The organism is Paenibacillus sp. FSL R5-0749 (genome assembly GCF_038595085.1).
GTDB lineage: Bacteria > Bacillota > Bacilli > Paenibacillales > Paenibacillaceae > Paenibacillus.
The window spans coordinates 2,239,133-2,264,459 of record NZ_CP152005.1; the positions used below are offsets into that span (position 1 = coordinate 2,239,133).

Annotated in this window: 26 protein-coding genes and 1 other RNA gene; 20 read left to right on the forward strand and 7 right to left on the reverse strand. The window is 46.0% G+C overall.

The features are described 5' to 3' along the window. Positions 1–139 precede the first annotated feature (139 nt). The 3 genes from MKY85_RS10100 to MKY85_RS10110 all read left to right on the forward strand — a co-directional run bounded on the left by MKY85_RS10100 (position 140) and on the right by MKY85_RS10110 (position 1,770). The gene (locus tag MKY85_RS10100) at positions 140–952 is read left to right on the forward strand and encodes a DUF624 domain-containing protein (protein WP_017689383.1); all 813 of its coding nucleotides are present in this window, start codon (positions 140–142) and stop codon (positions 950–952) included. Between the two features lie 51 nt (positions 953–1,003). Beyond that, positions 1,004–1,195, forward strand: a non-coding RNA gene (ssrS, locus tag MKY85_RS10105) — 6S RNA. Positions 1,196–1,377: 182 nt separating this feature from the next. Continuing rightward, positions 1,378–1,770 carry a DUF1499 domain-containing protein gene (locus MKY85_RS10110; protein WP_017689382.1) on the forward strand — a complete coding sequence of 131 codons (393 nt, stop codon included), beginning with the start codon at positions 1,378–1,380 and terminating at the stop codon, positions 1,768–1,770. A 72-nt stretch (positions 1,771–1,842) separates the two neighbouring features. Here MKY85_RS10110 and tpx read toward each other — a convergent pair whose 3' ends face one another. Beyond that, the gene (gene tpx, locus MKY85_RS10115; protein ID WP_339241177.1) at positions 1,843–2,361 is read right to left on the reverse strand and encodes a thiol peroxidase; all 519 of its coding nucleotides are present in this window, start codon (positions 2,359–2,361) and stop codon (positions 1,843–1,845) included. Between the two features lie 147 nt (positions 2,362–2,508). On the opposite strand from tpx, the gene MKY85_RS10120 reads away from it, so the two are divergent. Together MKY85_RS10120 and MKY85_RS10125 are read left to right on the forward strand one after the other, a co-directional pair. Then, positions 2,509–3,135: a rhomboid family intramembrane serine protease gene (locus MKY85_RS10120; protein WP_342572508.1), complete on the forward strand. Its 627-nt coding sequence runs from the start codon at positions 2,509–2,511 to the stop codon at positions 3,133–3,135. Positions 3,136–3,205: 70 nt separating this feature from the next. Next, positions 3,206–4,117, forward strand: a complete 912-nt coding sequence (locus tag MKY85_RS10125) for a LysR family transcriptional regulator (protein WP_339241179.1) — start codon at positions 3,206–3,208, stop codon at positions 4,115–4,117. A gap of 36 nt (positions 4,118–4,153) precedes the next feature. Here the strand turns inward: MKY85_RS10125 and MKY85_RS10130 are convergent, their stop codons facing one another. Together MKY85_RS10130 and MKY85_RS10135 are read right to left on the reverse strand one after the other, a co-directional pair. Further along, positions 4,154–4,834 (reverse strand): zinc metallopeptidase, encoded by a 681-nt coding sequence (locus tag MKY85_RS10130; RefSeq protein WP_338593613.1) that lies wholly within the window; start codon positions 4,832–4,834, stop codon positions 4,154–4,156. A 27-nt stretch (positions 4,835–4,861) separates the two neighbouring features. Further along, the gene (locus MKY85_RS10135; RefSeq protein ID WP_017689377.1) at positions 4,862–5,290 is read right to left on the reverse strand and encodes a MerR family transcriptional regulator; all 429 of its coding nucleotides are present in this window, start codon (positions 5,288–5,290) and stop codon (positions 4,862–4,864) included. A gap of 352 nt (positions 5,291–5,642) precedes the next feature. Here MKY85_RS10135 and MKY85_RS10140 point away from each other — a divergent pair, with 352 nt between their 5' ends. The 3 genes from MKY85_RS10140 to MKY85_RS10150 are packed head-to-tail and all read left to right on the forward strand — an operon-like array spanning position 5,643 to position 8,904. Beyond that, positions 5,643–7,043 carry an ammonium transporter gene (locus tag MKY85_RS10140; protein ID WP_339260276.1) on the forward strand — a complete coding sequence of 467 codons (1,401 nt, stop codon included), beginning with the start codon at positions 5,643–5,645 and terminating at the stop codon, positions 7,041–7,043. Positions 7,044–7,081: 38 nt separating this feature from the next. Continuing rightward, positions 7,082–8,170 carry a DUF294 nucleotidyltransferase-like domain-containing protein gene (locus MKY85_RS10145; RefSeq protein WP_339260279.1) on the forward strand — a complete coding sequence of 363 codons (1,089 nt, stop codon included), beginning with the start codon at positions 7,082–7,084 and terminating at the stop codon, positions 8,168–8,170. Then, complete coding sequence (locus tag MKY85_RS10150) at positions 8,167–8,904, forward strand: exonuclease domain-containing protein (protein WP_339241186.1); 738 nt, start codon at positions 8,167–8,169, stop codon at positions 8,902–8,904. Before MKY85_RS10145 ends, MKY85_RS10150 begins: the two co-directional genes overlap by 4 nt. Here the strand turns inward: MKY85_RS10150 and MKY85_RS10155 are convergent. Further along, positions 8,890–9,396 carry a Mov34/MPN/PAD-1 family protein gene (locus MKY85_RS10155; RefSeq protein ID WP_342572509.1) on the reverse strand — a complete coding sequence of 169 codons (507 nt, stop codon included), beginning with the start codon at positions 9,394–9,396 and terminating at the stop codon, positions 8,890–8,892. The genes MKY85_RS10150 and MKY85_RS10155 overlap by 15 nt on opposite strands. Before the next feature lie 224 nt (positions 9,397–9,620). Between MKY85_RS10155 and MKY85_RS10160 the strand changes: the two genes are divergently transcribed. Then, positions 9,621–10,172 carry a TlpA disulfide reductase family protein gene (locus MKY85_RS10160; RefSeq protein ID WP_342572510.1) on the forward strand — a complete coding sequence of 184 codons (552 nt, stop codon included), beginning with the start codon at positions 9,621–9,623 and terminating at the stop codon, positions 10,170–10,172. 77 nt (positions 10,173–10,249) lie between these two features. On the opposite strand, the gene cimA is transcribed toward MKY85_RS10160, so the two are convergent. Next, on the reverse strand, positions 10,250–11,869 hold the full coding sequence (cimA, locus tag MKY85_RS10165; protein WP_342572511.1) for a citramalate synthase: 1,620 nt from the start codon (positions 11,867–11,869) through the stop codon (positions 10,250–10,252). A gap of 531 nt (positions 11,870–12,400) precedes the next feature. Here cimA and MKY85_RS10170 point away from each other — a divergent pair. From MKY85_RS10170 to MKY85_RS10180, 3 genes are all read left to right on the forward strand, one after another. Beyond that, on the forward strand, positions 12,401–13,702 hold the full coding sequence (locus MKY85_RS10170) for a DNA polymerase IV (protein ID WP_253442473.1): 1,302 nt from the start codon (positions 12,401–12,403) through the stop codon (positions 13,700–13,702). 117 nt (positions 13,703–13,819) lie between these two features. Next, on the forward strand, positions 13,820–14,062 hold the full coding sequence (locus tag MKY85_RS10175; protein ID WP_090924741.1) for a ferredoxin: 243 nt from the start codon (positions 13,820–13,822) through the stop codon (positions 14,060–14,062). Between the two features lie 214 nt (positions 14,063–14,276). After that, positions 14,277–15,719, forward strand: coding sequence for a L,D-transpeptidase (locus tag MKY85_RS10180; protein ID WP_342572512.1), 1,443 nt, complete (start codon positions 14,277–14,279; stop codon positions 15,717–15,719). Positions 15,720–15,761: 42 nt separating this feature from the next. Here the strand turns inward: MKY85_RS10180 and MKY85_RS10185 are convergent, their stop codons facing one another. Then, the gene (locus MKY85_RS10185) at positions 15,762–15,899 is read right to left on the reverse strand and encodes a hypothetical protein (RefSeq protein WP_339241200.1); all 138 of its coding nucleotides are present in this window, start codon (positions 15,897–15,899) and stop codon (positions 15,762–15,764) included. A gap of 254 nt (positions 15,900–16,153) precedes the next feature. Between MKY85_RS10185 and MKY85_RS10190 the strand changes: the two genes are divergently transcribed. From MKY85_RS10190 to MKY85_RS10200, 3 genes are all read left to right on the forward strand, one after another. Further along, the gene (locus tag MKY85_RS10190; protein WP_339241202.1) at positions 16,154–17,251 is read left to right on the forward strand and encodes a quinone-dependent dihydroorotate dehydrogenase; all 1,098 of its coding nucleotides are present in this window, start codon (positions 16,154–16,156) and stop codon (positions 17,249–17,251) included. A gap of 134 nt (positions 17,252–17,385) precedes the next feature. After that, positions 17,386–18,201 carry a GTP pyrophosphokinase family protein gene (locus MKY85_RS10195; protein WP_124113953.1) on the forward strand — a complete coding sequence of 272 codons (816 nt, stop codon included), beginning with the start codon at positions 17,386–17,388 and terminating at the stop codon, positions 18,199–18,201. Further along, complete coding sequence (locus MKY85_RS10200; RefSeq protein WP_339241206.1) at positions 18,188–18,670, forward strand: DUF309 domain-containing protein; 483 nt, start codon at positions 18,188–18,190, stop codon at positions 18,668–18,670. Before MKY85_RS10195 ends, MKY85_RS10200 begins: the two co-directional genes overlap by 14 nt. A gap of 217 nt (positions 18,671–18,887) precedes the next feature. Here MKY85_RS10200 and MKY85_RS10205 read toward each other — a convergent pair whose 3' ends face one another. Further along, positions 18,888–19,436: a thioredoxin family protein gene (locus MKY85_RS10205; protein WP_339241208.1), complete on the reverse strand. Its 549-nt coding sequence runs from the start codon at positions 19,434–19,436 to the stop codon at positions 18,888–18,890. Between the two features lie 221 nt (positions 19,437–19,657). Here MKY85_RS10205 and MKY85_RS10210 point away from each other — a divergent pair, with 221 nt between their 5' ends. From MKY85_RS10210 to MKY85_RS10230, 5 genes are all read left to right on the forward strand, one after another. Beyond that, positions 19,658–21,355: an RsmB/NOP family class I SAM-dependent RNA methyltransferase gene (locus MKY85_RS10210; protein WP_342572513.1), complete on the forward strand. Its 1,698-nt coding sequence runs from the start codon at positions 19,658–19,660 to the stop codon at positions 21,353–21,355. Continuing rightward, positions 21,352–22,098 (forward strand): pseudouridine synthase, encoded by a 747-nt coding sequence (locus MKY85_RS10215; RefSeq protein ID WP_342572514.1) that lies wholly within the window; start codon positions 21,352–21,354, stop codon positions 22,096–22,098. Before MKY85_RS10210 ends, MKY85_RS10215 begins: the two co-directional genes overlap by 4 nt. Before the next feature lie 268 nt (positions 22,099–22,366). Beyond that, positions 22,367–23,170: a Cof-type HAD-IIB family hydrolase gene (locus MKY85_RS10220; RefSeq protein WP_342572515.1), complete on the forward strand. Its 804-nt coding sequence runs from the start codon at positions 22,367–22,369 to the stop codon at positions 23,168–23,170. Positions 23,171–23,267: 97 nt separating this feature from the next. Then, entirely contained in the window at positions 23,268–24,308 is a 1,041-nt protein-coding gene (locus MKY85_RS10225; protein WP_339241214.1) for a hypothetical protein, read from the forward strand. 105 nt (positions 24,309–24,413) lie between these two features. After that, positions 24,414–24,962 carry a GNAT family N-acetyltransferase gene (locus MKY85_RS10230; protein WP_342572516.1) on the forward strand — a complete coding sequence of 183 codons (549 nt, stop codon included), beginning with the start codon at positions 24,414–24,416 and terminating at the stop codon, positions 24,960–24,962. Positions 24,963–25,327: the final 365 nt, after the last annotated feature.

The window sequence follows — 25,327 nt, forward strand, 5'->3', positions numbered from 1 at the left end:
TTTTTTGCTGATTATGCAAAGCGCTGGTCAAAGGCGGAGCTGATCTCTTTTCGGGAAGTACTGGCTTTTCCTATCTATAATAAGGTATATTAATATTAGACTTCAGGTAATACGCAAGGCTGCGGAGGAGGAGAAATGTTTGGAATTTAAAGGAGCTATGGGTGGGATCTACCGGCTTACAGAGTGGATTACGAGACTTGCCGCAACCAATCTGTTGTGGGCTATTTGTTCGTCTCCGTTCTTGTTTTTCTTGATTATGAAACTGCTCGTTATGCAGCAGAACCTCGCCAACGAATCATTGCAAATGAACTGGGCTATAGCCATTGTGGCACCGCTTACACTATTCCCGGCGACGTCGGCGCTGTTTACGGTTGTTCGTAAATGGAATATGGGAGATACGGATGTGCCGATCTTCCGTACGTTCTTTGTAGGTTACAAAGAAAACTACAAGCAAAGTTTAATCGGGGGCATTTTTTACACATTGTTGTTCGCGATCATGTATCTGGATTATACGGTGTACATGACCCAGTTCCGCAACATGCAGCTCGTGGGAATCATCATGCTTGTGCTGCTTCTCTTGTTATTTGTATCACTCTTTAACTTTTTCTCAATGGTTGTGCATTATCACATGTCCATTGGACTCATTATCAAAAATGCAGTACTGTTAACGCTGATCAGACCATTCCGTGTATTTTCCACATTGCTGGGAAGCGGACTACTGTTCTACATTGGTTTCCGTTATCCGGTATTGTTCGTCTTCTTCATTATCAGCATCATTGCCTGGTTCGCGTTCTTTAACTTCTACGCAACCTTCAACAAAATGCAGGAGCAGATGGAAAAGATGCAGTTGAAGAAGGAAGAAGAGGAAGCTGCTGCGCTGGCTGAACAATCAGCAGAGAATGGTGAAACATCTGAGCCATCAGACGACAAAAACATTACATTGCAAAAATAAAACATGATGAATCGCCATTTACTTTTTACACAGTTAGGGATATAATAATTGTACATCCTGCGATGTACGTTTCGGTTATTCGTTGTTTTGAACCAATGATGATGTCTTCGGGAGATCAACACAGAATGTTGCTGAAAAGCCCTGTCTATACGACATGGGGACTTCAAAAAGCATTTTTGCGGTCACCCACCTGCCAAGCAGGTTCATAAGACAATGTAGCCGGACGGCATAGGCGGGTTCCTAAATTTTCATGTACAGCACCCTGACTTTCCCTCTTCTGAAGGAATCTCAGGGTGCTTTTAAGTTGTGATGATTGTTTTTGATTGGTTTTGTGATAAATATGATGCTTACCCTTTTGTTACTACTTGAACAATGTTACACTTAGATACATAAATGGAACGGTTACAATCAAAGGAGGAAGGGTCTTGACCTTAAAGAGAACGCTCGTCGGTATCATCCGCAGCATGGAGGGGACCAGCGATCGAGCCAAGGATCCCAAATTAAAAACACGGTATTATAACTTATCTAAAGACAGAGCTTGGGAAGAGGTTTCTTCAACACTCAAAAAAATTCCGGGTTATAAAGTGCTGCACGAAGTGCCTTCTGTTGGAGAAGTTATACTGGAGAAGCGGACTACCTTTGGACGGACGATGGATATTACAGTTTCCATTATCTCGGTAAGTCCTGTTCGTAGTGCGGTGGATATGTATTCAGCTTCACGTGGTTCGCTTGGAGATTTGGGTTCGAATTATCGCACGATTATGAACTTATTCTCCGTACTGGACAAGAAGCTAAGCAAGTATAAAGCGAATGATTGAAATAGATGATAAATAACAAAAAGCGAGTGAAGGTTAACCTTCCTCGCTTTTGTTCTGAACGTGTGGTAACTTCTACAGCAAAGCTTTTACAGCAGCAATGGCTTGTTCGAAGTTAGGGGAGTCTGTCATTTCAGGCAAATACTCCACATATGTAATCCGGTCTTCGGCATCCAAAACAAAAATGGAGCGCATGTCGAGTTGGAATTCTTTGATCAGAACGCCGTAGTCTTCACCGAAAGAACGTGTTTTGTAGTCTGACAATGTAACTACGCGGTCGACACCAGCTGCCCCGCACCAACGGGCTTGAGCGAACGGGAGGTCAACGCTTACTGTCAAGACAACAACATTGTCTCCCAGTTCTCCAGCTTCAACGTTGAAACGACGAGTTTGCGCATCGCATACGCCAGTATCCAGGGAAGGAACAACGCTGATTAATTTGATTTTGCCTGCGTAGTCTTTCAGGGAAGCATCTTCAACCAGGTTTTTGCTCAGTGTAAAATCAGGTGCTTGATCGCCCACTTTCAGTTCGGGTCCGATCAATGTAATAGGGTTGCCTTTGAATGTGGCTGCGCCTGTACGTTCTTGTGTCATAATAATGTTCCTCCTTATAAATTGGTGATCCGTGCCAAAATCCATTATAATCTTTTATGAAAGGCATTGTCCAATTCGGACATGTACCATTACGATGGATCAGAGATTAAGTCCGATCTGAACAGGGTGGAGTGAAAGAAGAAATTTATGATATTTATTCGCTATGAGAACTGGAAAGGTTATCTGAAGTATTTCCCTTTGACGTCGATTTTTTTAATTGCCAATGTTGTGATGTTTATTGTGTTAACGGTGAACGGTGGCTCAACGAACAATATGGTGCTGCTGAAATTCGGGGCACTTACGAATCATGAACTGTTCGCACAGGAGTGGTGGCGTTACATTACATCGATCTTCCTGCATGCGGGCTTCAGTCATTTATTGTTTAACAGCTTTGCGTTAATTGTATTTGCACCACCAATGGAACGTCTGCTCGGGTCGGTAAGGTATGGTGTATTGTATCTGGGTGGTGGTGTATTGGGTAATATCCTTGCTGTTGCATGGTACAACTCGATTGGAAGTATCACCATCTCCGTTGGTGCTTCTGGAGCGATCTATGCCGTCTATGGTGCATTCCTGTATGTAGCGCTGTTCCAACGAACGATGATGGACGAGGCTTCGCGCAAAACGATGTACACGCTGCTTTTGTTCGGGATCGTATTCTCTTTCGCGATGTCGGGCATCAATTGGATGGCGCACCTCGGAGGATTGTTGGGTGGATTCTTTATTTACGGACTGTTGATCAGGTTGTGGAAACCTCGCAGCTTAAAGCGGTAGTCAGAACGTTCTCAAGATGGAATGCAGTCAAGGATAAGTAGGGTATAACAGATTGGAGCGATCAGGACGAGTGGAATTAAGACAGTTGCATTACTTTTTGAAAGTGGCACAGAAGGAACATGTAACACAGGCTGCTGAAGAGCTGCATGTGGCACAGTCGGCGGTGAGTCGTCAGATTCATCAGCTGGAAGAAGAACTGGGCGTGGACCTTTTTATGCAAAAGGGGCGAAACCTGCAGTTGACTGCAGTAGGACAGCTTTTTTGCAAACGAATTGAAGGTATATTAAAAGATTTGGACAAAGCAGTCGGGGAAGTTCATGAGTTTCTTGACCCGGAGCATGGGGAGATCCGCATTGGATTCCCGCATAGCCTGGGGATTCATCTCATTCCTTCCGTTGTAGCTGCTTTTCGTCAGCGCTACCCTAACGTGAAATTCAGATTCAAGCAGGGGATGTTCCCTACATTGATTCGTGACGTGTTATCGGGAGAGGTAGACTTGGCATTCATTTCTCCTTTTCCAGAGAAGCATGATCAAGTGGCTGGTGATATTGTACTCACGGAAGAATTACATGCCATCCTTCCTCCGAATCACCCGTTAGCTGGTGAAGAGACCATTGCGCTTGAACAACTCAAGGATGATAAATTTGTATTGTTTAGCAAAGGTTATTCTCTTCGTCCTATTGTGTGGCATGCCTGTCTGGAAGCTGGTTTTACACCCAAAATTGCTTTTGAAGGGGAAGAGACCGACACGATCCGCGGATTGGTCGCTGCGGGCATGGGGGTCAGCCTCCTGCCTGAGATGGCGCTATTCCAGACAAACCCGTTGCAACCGGCACATGTCGCCATCTCCCATCCAAAAGTAACACGGACCATTGGGTTAATTCACCGTGCAGATGACAAGTTGCCGCTGGTTGCCCAGTCCTTTCGTTCATTTTTGCTTCATTATTTTGGTTTACAACAGAACAATACCCCATCCGATTAACGGTGGGGTATTGTTTTTGTTGTATGAGCTATGCAATTAATCGCGGCTATTGAAGATTCCGATGTAACGAATCAACTCAAGCAGTGAGATCAACGCTGCAGCGACGTAAGTCAAGGCTGCGGCGTTCAGGACTTTTGCAACACCTTTTTCTTCTTCATTACGGATGTACCCTTCAGATACCATAATTTCTCTAGCGCGGTTACTCGCATTGAACTCAACCGGTAACGTGATGAGTTGGAATGCTACAGTTACAGAGAAGAAGATGATACCGATCCCTACAAGGTTCATGGCATTGAAGAGGAATCCTGCAATCAGCAGGAATGGAGCTAATCCGGATGCAAAATTCACAATGGGGAAGATCCGGTGACGCAGTGCCAGCATTGGATAACTTTCTTTATGCTGAATGGCATGACCAACTTCATGGCAGGCTACCGAAACAGCTGAGATTGAGTTTTCATAATATACTGGTTCTGATAACCGTACAACCCGATTGATCGGATCGTAGTGATCTGAGAGCGTGCCGCGTACAGGTTCAATGGGAACATCATGCAGGCCGTTAGCATCCAGCATCTGGCGAGCAGCATCGTAACCCGTCATTCCGTTTTGGTTCGGGACCTCCGACCAACGTCTAAATGTACCTTTAACGCGAAATTGCGCCCATAAAGAGAGCAAAAAGGCGATAATGATCAATACGAACATACCGTTATTAAAACTCATATTCATTCCTCCGCTTTCTGAAATAAGCTACATCATGGTGTTCTCAAGCAAGATTTTAAGTGCCTCCATTGTACCGGCGCTTTTGGTGAGAAGTCCTGCCATCATTTTGCGTGCTTGTACAGGTTTCATCTCTCCAAGTAGCGGTTTGAGTTCATTAACCTCTCGCTCAAGTTGTTGTACGTGAAGTTCCAATGTTGTCAATTTGCTGGCAACTTGTTCTTCTGTACTAACCAGACGCCACTTCTCAAGAGATTGCTTAATCTCGTCGAGACTATACTTCTCTTGTTTCATCTGTACAATACGTTCAAGCCTCGTTAAAGTTTCATTACTATAGAGACGATAATTTTTTTGTGTACGTTCTTCGGGAGCGATCAACCCAAGCTTTGTGTAATAATCAATCGTCCGTTCACTCACACCAGCGGTCTTGGCGAGTTCGCCAATCCGAAAAAGTTTCATATCCCCAATGATATTCACCTCGCTTGCAAGTTCAAATGTAGGGAATTGTAGTTTCCAGTTGCGAATTTCTATACTACGCCCAATTTTTCTTACTAATAAGTATGATACATGATCTTTAACCGTACAGTCAAACGTTATGCTTTGGTGATCAGGATACCGCATTTCTATATCTATGTACTCATAGAATGTGATTATGTACTTAAGTGCAAGAAAAAGACGTATGACTTTATTCCCAGAAATAATTTTCAGTTTTGATGAAAATACTCTTGTCAACTTTCCTCTCTTCTGCTTATAATGACATTAAGAGTTTCACGTTATGTGAAGAAACTTAACATAAGAGGGAGTGGGGTATATGAGAAAGAAATGGTTGGTTTCCATGTTAGTAATGCTTACTTTGTTCGCTTTTCCGGTCAGCGCATTTGCGGCTGCGGAGGGTCCAACTAACATTGAACTTCAAAGCGGTTTGAACTCAGCCTTTACGTTTCTGGCTGTGGTACTCGTATTCTTGATGCAAGGGGGATTTGCTTTACTCGAAGCGGGTTCAACACGGATGAAGAATGCAGGACACATTGCAGGTAAGACCATCCTGACATTGGGAATTTCAGTTATTGCCTTCTGGGGGCTGGGTTTTGGTCTAGGCTTCGGTAATGGTAATGGATTTTTTGGAACTACCGGATTCTTCCTAAGTGGAGACAGTATGGCTGCTTCCTTCGAATCACTGGCTTTCTCCGATGTTCCACTGACTATCAAATTTGTATTCCACCTCGCCTTTGCGGCGGTATCTCTGGCCATTGCCTGCGGTGGTATGGCTGAACGTGCAAAGATGAGCGTATATATCGTGTTTGGTACATTGTATACCATTATTATGTATCCGGTTGTTGCTCACTGGGTATGGGGCGGCGGCTGGTTGGCTGAGCTGGGTATGCAAGACTTTGCAGGATCGACGGTAGTTCACTTAACTGGTGCGACTGCAGCATTGGTAGCTACCATCTTGTTGAAACCACGTATCGGTAAATATAACAAAGACGGCAAACCTAACATCATTCCAGGTCACAACCAAGTGTATTCGGTACTCGGGGTTATTATCCTCTGGATCGGTTGGTTTGGATTCAACCCAGGTAGTACGTTATCTGCCATGGGAGATGGATTCTTCGGTTATGTTGCATTGACTACTAACGTAGCTGCAGCAGCAGGTGGTGTTGCTGCGCTGTTAATCTCGTGGGCAGTACTTGGTAAGTCAGATATTCCTAGCATGTTAAACGGTGTGCTTGCGGCACTCGTTGCGATTACAGGGGCATGTGCATTCGTTGAGCCTTGGGCAGCGCTGGTTATCGGTGCTTTGGCGGGTATCATCACATTCTTCACAGCACAGTACTTCGATCGTAAAGGAATTGACGATCCAATCTACGCTTTCTCCGTACATGGTATTGCGGGTATGTGGGGTGCGATTTCCACAGGTTTGTTCGCTACTCCTGAACTTGCCGAGAATGCTGGTGTAGGTCAAGCGGGTCTGTTCTATGGCGGTGGCTTCCACCAATTGGGCGTACAACTTCTAGGTCTGGCGGGTGCTTTTGCCTTCGTACTGGTGATGTCCTTCATTATTCTGGGCGGAATGAAAGCGATCATGGGCATCCGTGTTACTGAAGAAGAAGAAACAATGGGTCTGGATATCAGTGAGCACGGTACTTACGGATACCCTGAACAAATGAAAAGCGTAGATTCAAAATCCAATGGTGGTACGTTCAGCTCCTGAGTTGGATAATGCTGAAACATGCATCAAGGAGGCTGGACATGATGGAACCCATCTCGTTTACAAACTACTCCTGGTCTTATCAGGGAATCGATGGTGCGGTGTCTGTTCCAGAACTGCGCCAGGCACGTGTGATATTACAGAATGAGCTCCAGGATTTGTTGTCCGCTTCCTTGTCGCCAATCGAGTGGTACCAAACGGTAAATGAACTGCATGACCGGATTGCACGGAAAGCAGTAGAGTTATGCATTCAGGGGATGGTTGAGGAAGGCTTAGGCCAACCTCCCGTCCCCTATGCCTTTATCGTATTTGGCAGTTCTGGCAGGGAAGAAGCAACGTTATGGAGTGATCAGGACAATGGCATGATTATTAGCGATATCCCACATGAGGGTAAAGGGGCATACTTTGCCGAGCTTGGACAGCGAATCACGGATATGTTGGAAGGGCTTGGTTACGCCAAGTGCGAAGGAAAAGTTATGTGCTCAGAGTCACTGTGGAGAAAAACGCTGGCATCATGGAAGCAACAATTGGCAGAGTGGAGTTCAGATCTGAATTGGGAGCCTGTTCGTAATCTGATCATCGCTTCAGACATGCGTTTTGTTGCGGGGCAGCAAAGTTTGGCAGAGGAGTGGATCACAAGTTTTTATGAACAATTCAGACTTGTTCCTGAACTTTCGGATGCCGTTCTTCGCAATACGGTTAAACATAAAGCTACATTAAATGTACTTGGACGTGTGGTCACAGAACGATTTGGTGAACATGCAGGTGGATTTGATGTCAAGTATGGTTTGTACATCCCACTTGTGAACAGTGCCCGTTATTTGGCTTTGCAGCATGGGATCAAGGAGTCATCTACGTTAAAAAGAATGGAGAGACTGACTTCACTTGAAGCTGTTCCGTTTACACTACTGGACGCATGTCAGCGGGCCTTCATAGCCGCTTTGAAGTTTCGCCGAAGTACGCCGGTTATCATCCAAGGGGATTTGCAACATAGCAGCGGGTTCCTGGATGAGAAACAGATGAAACAAAAACAGATTCATTATGAGCTCAGGGATACGCTCGGGTTGGTACGACGAGTGCATCGTGCTTTGCAAAGACAGTTGCGTTTTGCAGAAAGGAGACGTCCATGAGAGAGCCGGCAAGGGGCAATACAGGATTCTGGAATTCGCTGCGTCAGGGAGGGGTTCCTTCCGCCATCGCTTCCATTATGGGAGCCCCTACGGCGCAACACATGGCGTTTATCCGCTCGATGATGAGAGAACAGCGCAGACCTGAGGTTCTGCATACGCCTCTAAACGAGTTAGACGCAGTTGTATTTGATCTGGAAACGACGGGTTTTTCACCCCAGCATGGGGATGAGATTATCTCATTTGGTGCGGTCCGTATACATGGTGGTGTGGTGCTGGAAGGAGAACAGTTCTATACGGTGGTGCAGTCCAAAACTGCGGTCCCGGAACATATTACTGAACTTACAGGTATTACACAGGAGATGACACTGAACGCGCCAACTTTGTTGGAGGGATTGCATGATTTCATGTCTTTTGTAGGCGGAAATGTTCTGATCGCACACGCAAGTGCGCATGATCGCGCCTTTCTCAATGCTGCGCTGTGGCGGACTTCAAAAGTAAGACTGACGCATCGTTTAATTGATACGATGATGTTGGCTCGCTGGCTTGAACCAAGCAGGCCGGGGTATGGTCTGGATGAATTACTGGAATCCAGAGGCATTCCGATCTATGGTCGTCACCATGCACTGGAAGATTCGAAAATGACTGCACAGTTATGGTCCTGTTATCTGGAGGACATGATGCGTAAAAATGTGGAGACCCTGGGTGATTTGTATACCCAGCTAAGTCACGCATAACGGAACGGGAAGCAGATGGTAAGAAGGCGCAACGTGGTGTGCTTGATCCTGGTGTGCTTTATCCGGCAATTTCTTCGAAGATTCAATCTGATAACCGTTCAGATGCATACGCGATCGCAACCCGCTTGTTAGGTCAGGTGAGCCGATGAGGTACATCTGAAGCAAACCGGCGAAGGCGGGAAGAGCTTGCATGTCCTCTAGGGAAGGTACAGGACTAGTCTGCGGATGAGAATGGAAGATGCCGATGAGTTTGGGTTCGGAGAAAACGCACCGAATCCATTCGGCATCGTCCAGAGCAAAATGGTGCAGCGGGTCAGGTGCTACGTTACGAATGGGCTGAAACCGACTGATTCGTATACCGCCCGCTGCGGTTTCACCCAGCATAACCCCGCAGGCTTCTTGCGGCAGCGAAAGGAACATGTGCTTACACATCTCTTGTTCTACGGAAGAAGGGATGTAGAAGGTGTTCTGCTGTCCGTGAAGTGCTGCCATTTGTATTCACCCCTCTCTCTTTGGCTCCTGCTTAGGCAGGAGTCCTTTTTCATTTTATTTTCTGTGATGTGGATTGTAAAATTTTAAAGGAAAAGGGTACAATATTAAAGAGGACATTGGTGGATCATGTTCTGGTGATCTGTAATAGATTGTCGTAAACATTTAACATGCACGAAATAAGGTTTCAGTTTCAATAGGTTAATTATATAAAAGGGTGGCGGGTTATGAAACGAAACATATACATACTCCTCGGTGTTGTCTTGCTAGTTGGTATTGCACTGGCCCAGAATGCGGGTGATGGTATTGCCGCCGTATTTAAGCAGGAGGAACCCATGCCTACTGAGACGGGTCCGCGTGCGGGTCTTCTGGCACCTCCTTTTTCTCTGACAGCAATGGATGGGAAACCGTACAGTGTGGGCGGCGCCAAAGACAAGGCGACTTTCGTCAGTTTCTGGGCATCGTGGTGTGATCCGTGTAAACAGGAAGCTCCCGAGCTGAACAAAATGGCTGAGAAATATAAGGATAAGCTTGATCTCTATGGCGTTAATGTAACATCCTACGATAAACTGAAAGATGCCAAAGCTTTTGTGGATGAATACCAACTGAAGTTCCCCATTCCCTTGGACGAGAAGGGAACCGTGTATGCTCAATACAATGGGGTCGCCTTTCCAACGAATGTTCTAATTGACTCCAGAGGCGTTATACAGGAGATCATTCTGGGCATATTGCCCGAAAAAGAGTTGGAACGTAAGATTAAAGAATTAATTGCAAATTAATTACTGCAAAGAAAGAAGCCTTTGCATCCATGAATCATGGGTACAGAGGCTTCTTTTTATTTTCCGGGAAATACACTTTAATGATTACTCAGCCCGTGAGCAGGAATAGGGAGTGTGCCCGGCTCATCCTGCAATTTTTCTTGAAGAAGCGCATAGCGGAAACTATGCACGAGAGCTTCCCAACTGGCTTCAATTACGTTCTCGGATACACCAACCGTGTTCCACGTGTTTTCCGTATTTTTGGATTCGATCAAAACACGAACTTTGGCAGCAGTGGCATCCTTCTCATCCAGTACACGTACTTTGTAGTCCGAGAGATGCATGTTGGCAAGTGAAGGGAAGTATTGCACCAGTGCTTTCCGAAGCGCATTATCGAGTGCGTTAACCGGACCATTACCTTCAGCAGCGGTATAGACACTTGTCCCAGCTACATTAAGTTTGACAAAAGCTTCAGAGACTACGGATTTGCCCGCCGTTTTCTCCACAAGCATTTTGAATGATTCGAAAGTGAACAATTCTTTCATGTCACCGTTCGCTTCACGAATTAACAATTCGAGCGAGGCGTCAGCGCCTTCGAACTGATAACCCTGATGCTCCAGGTCTTTGATTTTCTCAATAATCTGACGTGAATTGGCACTGCTTGGATCGAATTCAAGCCCCAGTTCCTGCGCTTTGGATACAATATTACTCTGTCCGGCAAGTTCCGATACCAACACACGTTGCTTGTTACCGACAAGTTCAGGCACGATGTGTTCATACGTACGCGAATCCCGCAGGATGGCAGAGACGTGGATCCCACCTTTGTGAGCAAAAGCAGCATTGCCGACATAAGGCTGATTAATCGGCATGTTTACATTGGCAATCTCGCTAACATAACGAGCCACGTTGGTAAGTTGTCGCATGGACTCCTCAGTAACACATTCATAGCCAAGCTTCAGTTGCAGGTTCGGGATAATGGATGCGAGATTGGCGTTACCGCAACGCTCTCCATAACCGTTCATTGTTCCTTGAACCTGACGGGCTCCGGCTTGTACAGCGCTTAGTGTGTTGGCCACAGCCAGTTCACAGTCATTATGTGTATGGATGCCGAGATGTGCATGAGGCAGGCTTCTATGCAGTGTTGATACGATCTCGTGCACCTCGTTTGGCATGGTCCCGCCGTTGGTATCACACATGACGAGCCAGTCCGCTCCAGCCTCGTGAGCCTTGGTCAAGACAGCTTGAGCATACTCTGGGTTATGTTTGAATCCGTCAAAGAAGTGTTCTGCATCAAAGATGACTTCCATACCATTCTGTTTCAGATAGGCGATGGAATCATAGATCATGGACAAGTTCTCTTCCAGGGTGGTTTGCAAAGCAGTATGCACGTGGAAGTCCCATGATTTACCGACTAAGGTTGCAGCTTGGGCACCGGATTCGATCATGCGCTTCAGGTTAGCGTCTTCACTAGCAACGCTGCCTTTACGGCGTGTACTGCCAAAAGCAACGACCTTGGCGTTCAGGTTCAATTCCTTGACTCTTTTGAAAAACTCAATGTCCTTGGTATTGCTGCCTGGAATTCCGCCTTCAATATAATGGACACCCAGGTCATCAAGCTTCTTGGCAATTTTGAGTTTGTCGTCTGCCGATAAGCTGACACCCTCCCCTTGTGTGCCGTCACGTAAAGTCGTATCGAAGATGGAAATGGCCTTTGACATGAAGATCCTCCTTTGAGATAAAGCGCTCTTTAAAAGTTTGGATTATTAGTTGGGAAAATCGGTTAAGGACGTTAGTGGACAAATCCTTCGATTCGGCAACGCTACACTGTGTTAAACTGGAAGCGTTGATTTGTCCTAAAGTCGTCAATTTGTATAATTAATTATTATAGCACCATTATAACCAAATGCTACATAGAATTCGCAGTTTCATGTAACAATTAACGGATTTTAGAGCTAAAAGAAGGATGTTAATCATAATCCGGATGTATGTTATAATTTATTATTGAGTTTTAATTGGAATATATGGAAGAAAAGGAGGGTTGAATTTGAGTTTTGTATGGGAAAATACAGTTATTGCCCTGATCACTTTGATATTTTTTGTGAGTGTAGGCTGGTTGGTTATTCGATCTCTGATCAGATCTCGGAGAAAATAAAAGCCCGCGACTGAATTTACATAACGGGTTTGATATACTATAGAAGAAAGTAATTTAGTTTTCATTAATTAGTGTACATGAAAGGGCGGGGGTCATGATGTCTTCAGACGGCAATCCTCCAGCGAATGTGGATCAATATTACCCTACAGCCGGACGGGTGATTCTGCATGTGGATATGAATGCTTTCTACTGCTCTGTACATGAAGCGGAAGAACCGGATCTATATAGAGGAAAAGCAACGGCAGTTGCGGGTAGTAGTGAACTGCGCAAGGGTGTAATTGTAACCTGCTCATATACCGCTCGTAACCGAGGGATCTCAACAGGTATGGTTGTACACCAAGCCATGAAAAAGTGCCCTGACCTCATTGTAATTCGTCCCGATTTTCATCTATACCGTCAATATTCAAGAGCGTTCATGCAGATTGCGTATAGTTATACGCCTCAACTTGAGGCAACATCCATTGATGAGTGTTATCTTGATATTACAGGCTCAAGGCAATTCGGGAATCCAATGGAGATTGCGGAGAGCATTCAGCGTAGAATCAAGGATGAATTGGGACTGCCTTGTTCCATTGGCATTGCACCCAACAAATTATTGGCGAAAATGGCTTCGGATCTGAAAAAACCGAACGGTATCTCCATTTTGCGCATGAGGGACGTACCCCGGATTCTTTGGCACAGGCCATGTAACGAAATGTTTGGCATTGGCAAAAAAACGGCTGAAAAGTTGAAAAAAATAGGCATTGAAACCATTGGTCAATTGGCCAAGTCGGATGAGAACATGTTGACCGAACTATTTGGAGTCAATGGAGCCTGGCTCAAAAACTCTGCAAATGGCATTAACCATTCCGCGGTTCACGCAGAACGGGAAGCCAATAAGTCCATTGGGCATACGACAACTCTGCCGGCGGATGTATCGGATATGAATGAGATTCATCGGGTATTCCTCAATATAAGTGACCAGGTCGCCAGAAGATTGCGCAAGCACGAAATGTTCAGCCAGGGTATTCAGATTACGATCCGGACACCCGATATGAAGACGATCACCCGATCACGTCTAATGGAAGTTCCTACGGAGGATGCAGCGGTCATTTACCGCGAGGCATGTCAATTATTTGAGAAGCATTGGGGAAGTGGCAAGCCTGTACGTATGCTGGGTGTGACACTTCAAAACCTGATTCCAAGAGAGGAATCCGCTGTGCAGATGGACTTGTTCGAATATGAGCAGAAGCCCAAAAAGGACAATCTGATTCGGATTATGGATCAGTTACGTGATAAATTTGGTGAGAATGCTGTTGTGACTGCAGGCATGCTTGGAGACGATCCTTCCGTACTGCTTCGTAATCATAAAGTGCGGGGGACTTCACTGCAAAAAGATAACTTGCAAAGTCTTGATTAAATAGGGGATAATAGAGACTTATGGTTGCAAAATGATTTGTAATTATTCTTACTTTGGTTTAATATGTTTCTAGATAAAAACACTGTACGTTTCGAATTATAGGAGGAGAGAATGTAAATGAGTAAATATACTTGGGTTGAAAAAGACACATGCATCGCTTGTGGCGCTTGCGGAGCAACGGCTCCAGACATCTACGATTACGATGATGAAGGTTTGGCAGAAGTTATCTTTGACGGCGACGCTAACAAAGGGATCAAAGCGATTCCAGACGACTTGTTTGACGATATGCAGGATGCATGCGACGGCTGCCCTACAGATTCAATCAAAGTAGCGGACGAGCCTTTCAATAAAGAGGGCTAATTTCTTACTTGCTCACAGAGCACTTTCTGTTGTCTTACGACAAGGGAAGGTGCTTTTTTGTTTTCGTCTATCTGTATTTATCTGATCCGTGGATCAAGGACGAACATTGTCGAAATGCCTTTTTCCCACCGGGTACTCAAGTCCTATGGATTCAACGACTGTTTATGCCGATATATAAGGATATACGGAAAAAGGCGAAATAGTGGAGGATCGGATGCAAAATACTCATCTAAGAACATATGTCAAGAAACATCCAGACAATAAAATGGCCTGGTATTTGCTTGGAAAGGAGTACTTGGGCGAAGGACAGGAGGCCAAAGCCAACTATTGCTTTCAGCAAGCGGGCGAGGTCTACGAGGCATTTGAGCGCAGTAAAGCTCCTGCCGACATCTGGGTAGACTATCAGGAGAAACTGGTGGAGATGTCCGAGCAAAAGGAGAAAAAACAACGTAGACGCAAAATGTGGCTTACGTTATTCATGCTGCTTGTGTTGGCTGGTCTGCCACCTGCGGACGCTCCAGGTTTCAGTCGTGAAGCGGCAGACGCACTATCGGCGGCACTGGAATCCACAGATGACATCGCAGAGCCTGTAGAGGCGGATAAACAGGCTGTAAGTACAGCCACGCCACCAAGTAATGTGTTCACCGCTGCGGCGTTTGGCGGGGGCAATCATGGTGAGGCTGCGCTCGCAGCTGCATGGTCCGGATCTGGACCAAAAGTAGAGACTTCGGCTGTATTGGGAATGCAAACCTCGGAGGATTGGTCTTTGTGGAAGCGAAATATGCCTGTGAAATACATTGTGCAGACGAATACAAGCGGGAAACTAACTGCACAGAGTTATGATGCCAAGCAGTGTAACTGTGAACCTCCAGAAGTCACGCCGAAGATCAAAAAGATGGCTACGGCGTGGACCGCGAAGCAGGAAGCCGCTGCATCATTATCAAGTGCAATTGTTGCTTATCGCAAAAAAAATGACGCTTGGCCCAAGAGTGTAACGCAAATGGCTCAGCCATTTCCAAATAATATCCTCGGAGAGACCGCGCCAGGCATGACCGAGATGTTTCCGAAGCTGCTTGCCTTGCATCAAGGAAAGGCACAGCAAGGAAAGAGTGAAGCCGGTGGAGCAGATAACAGTTCGACGACTTCGAATTCGTCTCAAGGACAGAATGCCGCTTTTGCGGATACGCTGGGAGGACAACCTTTTTTGCAGGAACCGCTTGAGATTGTCATTGATAAGGATATACATAAACTTGCATTAATCAGTGGGGATACGATTGTTCGGATGTATGATGTGGGACTTGGGGGTGATCGAACACCGGAAGGTTCATATGTCATTACGGATAAAGTGGTGAATCCGAATGGACGTTCGAATGGTGAGTTTGGTAGCAGGGGGATGCAGCTCTCCAACACGAATTATGCTATCCATGGGACCAACGAGCCAGACAGTATCGGACTGGATGAGTCCCTTGGATGTGTGAGAATGCGTACAGGAGATGTAGAAGAGTTGTTTGCTCTTGCTCCGCAAGGTACTCCGGTACGCATTGGAGAAGATTTACTGCCAGATCTGACACTTGTTCCAGAAGCAAAGCAGCGTTATCAGCATACGCTTGTTCCAAAGCAGGATAACCCGAACAAAACGTATCATTGGCTGAATTGATCTGTTGGATATGTAGAATCAGACGGGTTTAGCCTGAATCATCTACATATTGGCAATAATGATAAGAGCACCAATAATGATGATCAAGCCGCCTACACATGCTGCAGTCCATGCAATGGCTTTGCGATTCACTTCTTCTTTCTTTTGCTGTAATGCAGGTGGTTTACGTTTGGGAGCCATGAGTTATTCCTCCTTATTGGAATAGAACTGGTGTAGAGTAACCATGCTCTCATTGTAAAGAATTCAACTCGTCATTACCAGTGGACGGGTGGATTTCTTGTGAGCATTTTGCATGATTCGATTTGTGGTGTCTATGCGTAAACTACTTTCCTTTTTAATAAGAAACAGATAGACTTGTGTGTAGAGTGTTTTTTTACATATGAAAAGGCGGAAAACGACTTATTGGCGTACCGGACCAGAACGGAGTGAGTGATTTGTTATACAGAAGTCTTGCTAAACCTTTGTTGTTCAAAATGGACCCTGAACAGGCCCATCATCTGATTATTGGCGGCCTTAGTGGCGTGGGTAGTATCCGTCCGGTTCCTTCCGGACTGCGAGTGATGTACGGCGTTCGTGAAACGTCTGATCTGGCTGTTGACATGTTTGGGTGTCATTTCCCTACACCTGTTGGTCTGGCGGCGGGTCTTGACAAAAACGGACAGGCCGTAACGGGCTTTTCTTCCATCGGATTTGGATTCATGGAAGTGGGAACCGTGACACCACTTGCACAACCAGGTAACGACCAACCACGGCTGTTCCGTTTGCCGCCAGATGAGGCTTTGGTGAACCGAATGGGCTTCAACAATCTTGGTGCGGAAGCCATGGCAGGTGAGTTGGCACGTCTACAGGATCGGCGTATTCCAGTGGCTGTTAACATCGGCAAAAATAAGGCAACGTCTAATGAGGAAGCTCACCTGGACTATTCCAAGTGCATACAGGCACTATACGATTATGCTGATCTGTTCGTGGTGAATATCAGTTCACCAAATACACCGGATTTGCGTAATCTGCAACATGGGAATGAATTGAAGGAACTGCTCGCTGCGGTTATGAACGAGATGAATGCGCAGCATGCGCGAGCAGGCGGAGCGACCAAATCCGTTCTGGTGAAGATCGCACCGGATGTGAATGATCAGGAACTTGAATACATGGTTCGCACGATTGCAGACAGTGGTGTTGCTGGCATTATTGCAACGAACACAACCATCAGTCGTACAGGACTTTCTCACCAACATGCGAAGGAAACGGGTGGTCTGAGCGGTAAACCTCTGCGTGAACGTTCAACGGAGATTATTCGCCAGATCTATCGTCAGACCGAAGGCAAACTTCCTATCATCGGTTCAGGTGGCATTTTCACAAGTGAGGATGCATACGAGAAGATTAAAGCCGGAGCAAGCCTGGTCGAAATATATACCGCATTGATCTATGAAGGACCTGAGGTGAATCGGCGCATTCATGCCGGACTGCGTGAGTTACTGCGCAAGGATGGTTATCGTCATATCTCTGAAGCGGTTGGTGCAGAGCATCGTTAAGAAGGATTGTGATTCCCCGGTATGAAAATATAGAAGCATGGAAGAGCGTAATATGGTTCGGGACTCTTCCCCCCACCAAACATCATGTATAATGGAATAGAACAGGGGACGCTATAGAGACAGGAGGCATAAGCATGGACGGTAGAGACTGGGGTACATTTTTACTTCCTTATGAACAAGCGGTAGAGGAATTAAAAGTCAAGTTTAAGACAATGCGGGCGGAGCTGAAAAAACGGGAAGAGTATGCCCCGATTGAATTCGTTACCGGTCGTGTCAAAAAAATATCCAGTATTCTGGAGAAATCCAGACGACTGAATGTGTCGCTTGATGACGTGGAGACAGGCATTGAGGATATTGCAGGTATCCGTATCATGTGCCAATTCGTAGATGATATCCGTCGGGTTGCCGAATACATTCGAGGCCGCAAGGATCTCACGGTGCTCATTGAGAAAGATTATATTACGAATTTCAAAGAGAGTGGCTATCGCAGCTTCCATATGATTATTGAGTATCCCGTTCAGACGGCTCTGGGACAAAAGATCGTATTGGCTGAGATTCAGATCCGTACACTTGCCATGAATTTCTGGGCTACCATTGAACATTCTCTGAGTTACAAATTTCGGGAAAGTTTACCGGATGATATGCGAGCCAGGTTGAAAAAAACAGCGGAGGCCGCTTTTGTACTGGATAATGAGATGTCTGCCATTCGTCTACAGATTTTGGAGGCACAGAAGGCATTTGAGGATGATTCCAATATTGTGTCAAGAACATTGAATATCATTCATCAATTATACTTCTACCACCTTGTCAGTGAAGCGATTGAAGCACAGAAGCGTTTTAACGATTACTGGGAACGACATGATATGGAAGGGCTCAAAGACTTGCTGGATGACGTGAAAACACTTCTGAACAACGCCAGAAAGGGCGAAAACCCGGATGAGCATCTATGAGCCACTGTACATTGATTACTTAATCTACTTCAATCGGGATCAGGATTATTTCGAGTGCCATGAAGTGCTGGAAGAATTGTGGCTTGAACGGAACCGGGATTCTCTCTATAAAGGTTTGTTGCAGATTGCGGTTGGTTTATACCACTTCAGGAATGGCAATCTCCGCGGAGGAACGATGATGTTACAGAGTTCACTTGACCTTCTGGAACCTTATCCTGATACGATTCTGGGCATTGACCTTGGGGCTTTGGTACGGGATGTACAGGAAATCGTGAAGGAACTGTCCCAATCAGATGATCAGTCTGTGTCCTACAGGGATTTGTCCATACGAATTGTTGATGAGGTCTTGGAACAAGAGATATCTAGAAGATCACTTGAGCTAAAACCTAATATTCCGCAACGCCGGAGTCCTACCAGAGGGCGTATATACGAAGAGAAGATGAAGGCGATGAAGCAGGGTGAAAGTTGAGTTGTAATCAGCGTTAGCATTCATACGAGCATCTCATGGATATGAAATTCCATGGTTATGAAACACCCCGATTATTCCTGTGAAGGGAACAATCGGGGTGTTTTTGAATGTTGCATCATATTCAGATAATTGCAGGTGGCACAGCCTGTCCTCTATTAGAACAGTGTATGATGATCGAAGTGCCTGCTCGGCGATACTGTGGAAACGTATCTATCCGTTAGCTTGCCGAAGGAGTGGCATTGCCTTTATATTTTTCGAAAAATTGTTTGTAATCGTCTAACGTGTAGCCTTGATCACTGCCATTCTCTTGCAGTCCGCCAACCATACGGTCTTTCTCGACACCAGCTTCATAATAGACGAGTGTAGGCGTGAACTCGATGTTGTAATCGGTCCATCCTGCTTCGAATTCGCGCAGATTGAACTGCGGAAGCTCAATACCTTCACTGTCAACCAGTGGCATCAACTGAGGTGTTGTGGCACGGCAGTGCGAGCAGTCGGAAGCGAAGAAATAAACAAAGAAGCTGTCTTTGTTATCAATCTTGGCTTTGAGGTCCGCGGGAAGAATGATTTGTTGGTAATTGGGATCGCTAAGTAGCTCCCGTGTCGCTGGATTAAGCTTGGAAGCAGCGATGCCATAAGCATTTTCCACTGAATCCATCTGTTTCTTGGATTGTTGGTCTACAACAACCAATGCAGCAATCATAACGACTAAAATACCCAGGAAAATAAGGATCGCAGCACTTTTCTTTTTCTTCTTGGATTTCATCGGACATCCCCCATCGATCATATCGAAATATAGTTTGGGCAAAAATATAGGTTGGGATAATATGCATAAACACCCGGATTTTTGCTCAGGAATCAATCTACTTGCCATTATACTACATTACACGCTGTAGTGGAATAGATACGATATGATAGGAAAGCAAAGCTTGGATATGATAAAATAAAACGATATTGCAATCTTACCAAGACAGGATGAGTGGGAATATGGGTGTAAAGTTACCTTTGATATTTGCTGAGCGAATGAAAAGTTTGCTGGGTGATGAGTTTGAACAATTTATGAAATCTTATGAACAGTCTCCTCATGCGGGACTGAGAGTCAATACGCTGAAAATATCGATGGAACAGTTCGATGAGATTGCTCCGTTTGATCTAAGACCTATTCCTTGGTGTGAGACAGGATTCTATGTACCTCATGGTGTTAAACCGGGGCTGCACCCTTATTATCATGCTGGTCTGTATTATATACAGGAACCAAGTGCAATGGCTCCAGTTGAATTATTGCAGGTGAAGCCTGGTGATCGTGTGCTTGATCTGTGTGCTGCCCCAGGAGGGAAAACAACACAGATTGCTGCGAAGCTGCAAGGCAAGGGTGTGCTTGTCACGAACGATATCCATGCTGAACGCACCAAAGCGCTGGCCAAGAACGTGGAATTGTACGGGGTGCGGAACGCCGTTGTTTTGAATGAGTCGCCCGAGCGGATCGCGAATGCATTTCCTCATTATTTTGACAAAGTATTAATTGATGCGCCTTGTTCAGGTGAAGGTATGTTCCGCAAGGATGAAGACATGGTGAAATCGTGGGAACATCATTCGGTGGATAAATGTGTACTCATGCAGCGGGATATTTTGGAGACTGCCGCACGATTGCTGGCTCCAGGAGGGACAATTGTATATTCGACATGTACCTTTGCGCCGGAGGAAAATGAAGCAATGATTGCGGAGTTTCTGAATGTGAACCGTGATTTCGTTGTAAAGGACATTCCTGAAGAGACAGGATTCGCTCCAGGGCGTCCGGAATGGGTGCGTCAGATGATGCCTGAGAAGGCTGATGATGCAAAAGAAGTGCTGGATCAAACGCGTGGTACCGCAAGATTGTGGCCTCACCTTTTGGAAGGGGAAGGACATTATGTCGCTGTATTACAGCATCGTGCAGAGCAAGGACTCGAAACAGATCAACCAGGAGTAGTTCAAGAAGGAGCAATGGAGTATGGACAGGTCGAGGATGTGTCCAGGATTGAAGTAGAGGGGAACCAGGATCACTCTATTGCTGCTTCTTCAATTGCTATGACCAAGGCTGATCGTAAAAAGGAACGTTTGCTGCGAATCGAATCCAGAGAGTCCCATGACAGACAAGCTGGTGGAGGCAAGAATACGAGTAGATCGAGCAAAAAAGGTAAAGATTACAGTGGACGTAAATCGGAACGGGGTCAGGGACGCGGAGCTGATCCGGCAAGTATGGACCCGATTGCGATCTATACTTCGTTTATGAAAGAACAATTGGAGATGGATCTAACTGGAGAAACGGTATGTTACGGAGATCGTGTGTATCAATCATCGGTAGGTGCAGCAAGGTTGGAGGGACTGAAAGTCATTCGCCCAGGCTGGTTTATGGGCACAATCAAGAATGGCCGATTTGTTCCTTCCCACCCGCTTGCGTGTGCTCTGAATGCATCTGAGGCACGGCGAAGCGTGAATCTGTCATCGGCTAATGGCGAAGCCGTGAGGTATCTCAAGGGTGAAACGTTGAATATCGAAGAAGAACGAGTGGTGCTCAAGGCGGATACAGTCGCCAAAGGGTATGTTCTTGTGTGTGTAGATGGTTATGCCGCTGGCTGGGGAAAATGGCTGGATGGTGTATTGAAGAATGAATATCCGGCAGGCTGGAGGTGGACATCGGTATGAGTGGAAAAGGCAAACAAACGCTGCGTCTGGACAAAGTGTTAAGTCATATGGGTGTGGGAACACGAAGTGAACTCAAAAAGATGGTGAAGCAAGGCAGAATCCATGTGGACGGCAAGGCGGTGAAAGATAGTGGTGTACAGGTAAATCCCGAGGTCAACGTCATTGAAGCTGACGGAGAGCGGATTGTGTACCGGGAGATGATCTATCTGATGCTGCATAAACCTCCGGGTGTTGTGTCTGCTACGGAAGACAACAGAGATAAGACGGTGCTGGATCTGCTGCGCAAAGAGGATCGGGTGTTCAATCCCTTTCCTGTGGGACGATTGGATAAGGATACGGAGGGACTGCTCATTCTCACGAATGATGGTCCACTTGCCCATGATCTGTTATCTCCACGCAAGCATGTGCCCAAAACCTACGAAGCCCGTGTATTGGGAAATGTGGATGATGCGGATGTGCAACGTTTCAAAGCGGGCATTCAATTGGATGACGGATACGAGACGTTGCCTGCTGAGTTGACTATACTTGGCTGGGAAGAGACCGAAGAAGGCACGATCTCGTCGATCTCGCTTATTATTCACGAGGGGAAATTTCATCAGGTGAAACGTATGTTTCAGGCGGTAGGCAAGCGAGTGATCTATCTGAAACGCGTTGCCATGGGTGAGCTTGAATTAGCTTCCGATCTAGCCATCGGAAGCTATCGTGAACTAACCGCAGACGAGTTAAACCTTCTGCGGAAGTAAAGCTCCCGTCCTGCGCGAAGCGGAGCAGGGAGCCGGGCAGAAAGCGAAGCCCTGCCCGAAATGGTCCCGGTTAAGCTTGGGTGGGATCGCCGCTGAAAAGCGGTGTTCCCGGCAACAAGCGTTCCTACGCCAACCGTTACATAGCAAGACCCGACCTACCACCGATGAGCAAGACGGGAGTCCAGAGGGCAGAGCTCTCTGGGGCCCTCCCTCGGAAGGGAGGGTTTGGGTGGGTGCGACTACTTAATAGATGAGGAATGAAGCCAGAATGACGTATAAACTAATTGCACTAGATGTAGATGGAACACTGCTGAATGACCATCATGAACTAACCGAATGGACTCAGGAGACCTTGATCCAAGCTTCCCGTCAGGGAGCAGAGATCGTTCTGTGTTCAGGTAGAGGTCCTGCCAATACGATTCCTTTCATGGAGCAGATGGGACTGGATGGATATGTGATTACACATAATGGCGCTGTAACGGCGCAAGTGGATACTCGTGAGGTGGTTCATCATTTTGCATTGGATGGACAAGGACTGGAGCCGATCATATCCTACTGTCGAACCAATGAAGTACATTTTGACATCAATACGGCATTTGGTCTGTATGTGGATCAACCAGAAGGTCTGGGATTGCAGGTGCGTGAGATGTATTACAACTTTATGGCAGAGCCACTGAAGTTACCCAAGTGGGTTGACATGACAGAACCGCTGGCCAAGTTCACTGCATTTGGACCGATTGAACAGATGGACGCCGTACTTCAGGAGTGGTCTACCTGGAATCTGCCTTATTATATGACACGGAGTGGTGATTTTTTTATTGACCTGATGCATCCCGAAGCGTCCAAAGGTGCTGCGCTTAAAAGGCTTGCCGAATCCAAAGGAATCATGCCTTCGGAGATCATGGCGATTGGCAACTACTTCAACGATATTACGATGCTGACTTTTGCGGGCAAAGGCATTGCCATGGATAACTCACCTGACGAGGTGAAAGCTGCCGCGGACGAGGTGACCCTCTCTAATAACGAGCAGGGAGTAGCACACGCAATCCAAAAATATGTCTTATCGGTTTAATCCTGCATCTTATACGTAAAATGCACGCTTTCCTCATAATCTACCGCCCTCAGGGGCATCCTAAGAGAATAACGTTAGGAATTGAGGAGGACACGTGATGAAATATGATGTGGAATTGGTTGCAGACCTGCGGACATCAGGTGGAGAAGTGCAGGACGTGATGATCAATGGTCAATATGCAGGCTCACTTTTTCTCGTGTACAGAGAAGGAGACCGTTTATCAGGCAGTCTTCAGATCGAGCAGGAGTCTCTGCCAGATGACACAGAGCAACTTATTGTGGATAAAGTGCATACCTATGTCCGATCTCTTGCAGATGCGTTGGAAGCTGCATATTATGAAGTGCTGGTTAGTTGCGGCTCATTGCACTCAGTTCTGCATAAGCCTGAGTCAGATACGATGTGGCCGTCTGAGGATATGAATCATCACGATGGCAGCTATGACGATATAGACAGCAGTGAAAGTAAGGTAATTCCTGTTTCACAAGCCGAATCGTTTACATATGAAGATCGGGATCAGGTTCTGGAGATGGAAATGGTCAGCGCAGGACGCAGCATATCCACCTATATATTCAATGATGTCGAAGGACAGGAGCTTGCAGAAGCTTCTCTAAAACAATATGGCGCTGATGTCCAAGGTGAAATACACTGGTATGACGAGCCGGAAGAGAACCAATTGGAAGCCGCAGCAGAGTTGCTGGTCAGAGAGCTGGATGAGGACATCATCGATACGATTACGATCCGCATGTGGCATCAGGGGAATGAACTCGAGACGTTAGAGTGGATACATCGCGATTTCTCCGAGGAATTTGAGGATCTGGATGAATCCGATCAGGATGAGCTGGAAGCTGCTGAAGAAGCATGTTATGTCATGCTGAAACGTAAGGACCGGGAGTTCCGGGTGTATGAGCTATTTCTTCAGGAACGAGGTGGGTTGCCTGTCGGAACAGCAACAATAGACACCTCTCAATCCGATCTGACGGGATACATTGATTACGAGGTTCCTGGAACCAGTGTGCAGCGAAAGAGCCTTGTCGAAGTGTTGATGCAGGAGTTGGACAAGGAGATGGAGTTTGATACCCTTCATCTTACGATGTTGTATCGAAATCAGATTATTGATGAAGCCAGAATAGATGGGTAAAAGGCAACTGCCTTTTACCTTTTTTTGTTCTCATTTTGACGAAAAATTCATTTCCCGGTATAGTACCATTAGTTTAATAGAGCTCAGGAAGCGGAGGAGAACAATATGCACTCATTCAGGATCAGTAGCGAATATATTAACGATGGTTTTCAAGCGGTTCAGGCGAAGCCCGAAGATACGGAGGATGTGATGTCGCTGTTGGTGGAGACAGCCGAATGGTTACAGGGCCAAGGTTCTACCCAATGGAACGCTTTGCTTCAAGGTGAAGATTCACATGATACGGCAGCGGCAATTCGGCGCGGGGATGTGTTTGTATTTAAAAAAGGAGCTGACGTAGCGGGAATGGTCATCCTTATGGTTCAGCCAAGCCCGTGGGATATTCATCTCTGGGGTTCAAAAGCTTACGCCGAGGATGGCGCAATCTATCTGCATCGGCTGGCGATCCGAAGAAAATATGCCCAAAGCGGTCTGGGACGAGCAATATTGGAATGGTCCAGCAGCGGCATACACTTTGAAGGCAAACATACGGTTCGTTTGGACTGCGGAGCCGACAACGCAACGTTAAACGCCTTTTACGCGCGGAACGGGTATACTTTTCTGGGAGAGACTGATGGTTACAGTACATATGAGAAGCCGGTGGAGCTCCTGAGCTGAGCATGATGACTGTCCTCTGATTTTAATTATAATTATTATCAAATATATATTGATGACAACAGCAAGTGGTTGATTGCTGGTTTGGTTTAAAGCTTTTGCTTCTGAGCGTCATGTTTCATGAATATGTTGTATATACGAGTGATAACAAAAGCTTATCAAGTGCTGCTTAAATCGCGTGGTTTGAATAGCAAGATTTTGCTGTGTCTATCGTAATATAGATGTTCCGGCTGTCCTATGTCATAATGGATAACAGAGCCGTATCAGAGAAAACAAATGAATGAATATGCATGCAATATAGGATGGGCAATTGAGAGGGATTCTCATTTTGTATCTTTACTGAACATATGTTCTGGTATATCATGAAT

What these genes read in the sequence shown, in the direction of transcription:
- MKY85_RS10180 (WP_342572512.1), top strand. Translation starts at nt 14,277, where the DNA reads ATGCAAAATACTCATCTAAGAACATATGTCAAGAAACATCCAGACAAT.
- MKY85_RS10170 (WP_253442473.1), top strand. Translation starts at nt 12,401, where the DNA reads ATGTCTTCAGACGGCAATCCTCCAGCGAATGTGGATCAATATTACCCT.
- MKY85_RS10130 (WP_338593613.1), bottom strand. Translation starts at nt 4,834, where the DNA reads ATGAGTTTTAATAACGGTATGTTCGTATTGATCATTATCGCCTTTTTG.
- MKY85_RS10160 (WP_342572510.1), top strand. Translation starts at nt 9,621, where the DNA reads ATGAAACGAAACATATACATACTCCTCGGTGTTGTCTTGCTAGTTGGT.
- MKY85_RS10200 (WP_339241206.1), top strand. Translation starts at nt 18,188, where the DNA reads ATGAGCATCTATGAGCCACTGTACATTGATTACTTAATCTACTTCAAT.
- MKY85_RS10150 (WP_339241186.1), top strand. Translation starts at nt 8,167, where the DNA reads ATGAGAGAGCCGGCAAGGGGCAATACAGGATTCTGGAATTCGCTGCGT.
- MKY85_RS10120 (WP_342572508.1), top strand. Translation starts at nt 2,509, where the DNA reads ATGATATTTATTCGCTATGAGAACTGGAAAGGTTATCTGAAGTATTTC.
- MKY85_RS10195 (WP_124113953.1), top strand. Translation starts at nt 17,386, where the DNA reads ATGGACGGTAGAGACTGGGGTACATTTTTACTTCCTTATGAACAAGCG.
- MKY85_RS10220 (WP_342572515.1), top strand. Translation starts at nt 22,367, where the DNA reads ATGACGTATAAACTAATTGCACTAGATGTAGATGGAACACTGCTGAAT.
- MKY85_RS10205 (WP_339241208.1), bottom strand. Translation starts at nt 19,436, where the DNA reads ATGAAATCCAAGAAGAAAAAGAAAAGTGCTGCGATCCTTATTTTCCTG.
- MKY85_RS10215 (WP_342572514.1), top strand. Translation starts at nt 21,352, where the DNA reads ATGAGTGGAAAAGGCAAACAAACGCTGCGTCTGGACAAAGTGTTAAGT.
- MKY85_RS10225 (WP_339241214.1), top strand. Translation starts at nt 23,268, where the DNA reads ATGAAATATGATGTGGAATTGGTTGCAGACCTGCGGACATCAGGTGGA.
- MKY85_RS10210 (WP_342572513.1), top strand. Translation starts at nt 19,658, where the DNA reads ATGGGTGTAAAGTTACCTTTGATATTTGCTGAGCGAATGAAAAGTTTG.
- MKY85_RS10140 (WP_339260276.1), top strand. Translation starts at nt 5,643, where the DNA reads ATGAGAAAGAAATGGTTGGTTTCCATGTTAGTAATGCTTACTTTGTTC.
- MKY85_RS10185 (WP_339241200.1), bottom strand. Translation starts at nt 15,899, where the DNA reads ATGGCTCCCAAACGTAAACCACCTGCATTACAGCAAAAGAAAGAAGAA.
- MKY85_RS10230 (WP_342572516.1), top strand. Translation starts at nt 24,414, where the DNA reads ATGCACTCATTCAGGATCAGTAGCGAATATATTAACGATGGTTTTCAA.
- MKY85_RS10135 (WP_017689377.1), bottom strand. Translation starts at nt 5,290, where the DNA reads ATGAAACTTTTTCGGATTGGCGAACTCGCCAAGACCGCTGGTGTGAGT.
- tpx (WP_339241177.1), bottom strand. Translation starts at nt 2,361, where the DNA reads ATGACACAAGAACGTACAGGCGCAGCCACATTCAAAGGCAACCCTATT.
- MKY85_RS10175 (WP_090924741.1), top strand. Translation starts at nt 13,820, where the DNA reads ATGAGTAAATATACTTGGGTTGAAAAAGACACATGCATCGCTTGTGGC.
- MKY85_RS10145 (WP_339260279.1), top strand. Translation starts at nt 7,082, where the DNA reads ATGATGGAACCCATCTCGTTTACAAACTACTCCTGGTCTTATCAGGGA.
- MKY85_RS10155 (WP_342572509.1), bottom strand. Translation starts at nt 9,396, where the DNA reads ATGGCAGCACTTCACGGACAGCAGAACACCTTCTACATCCCTTCTTCC.
- cimA (WP_342572511.1), bottom strand. Translation starts at nt 11,869, where the DNA reads ATGTCAAAGGCCATTTCCATCTTCGATACGACTTTACGTGACGGCACA.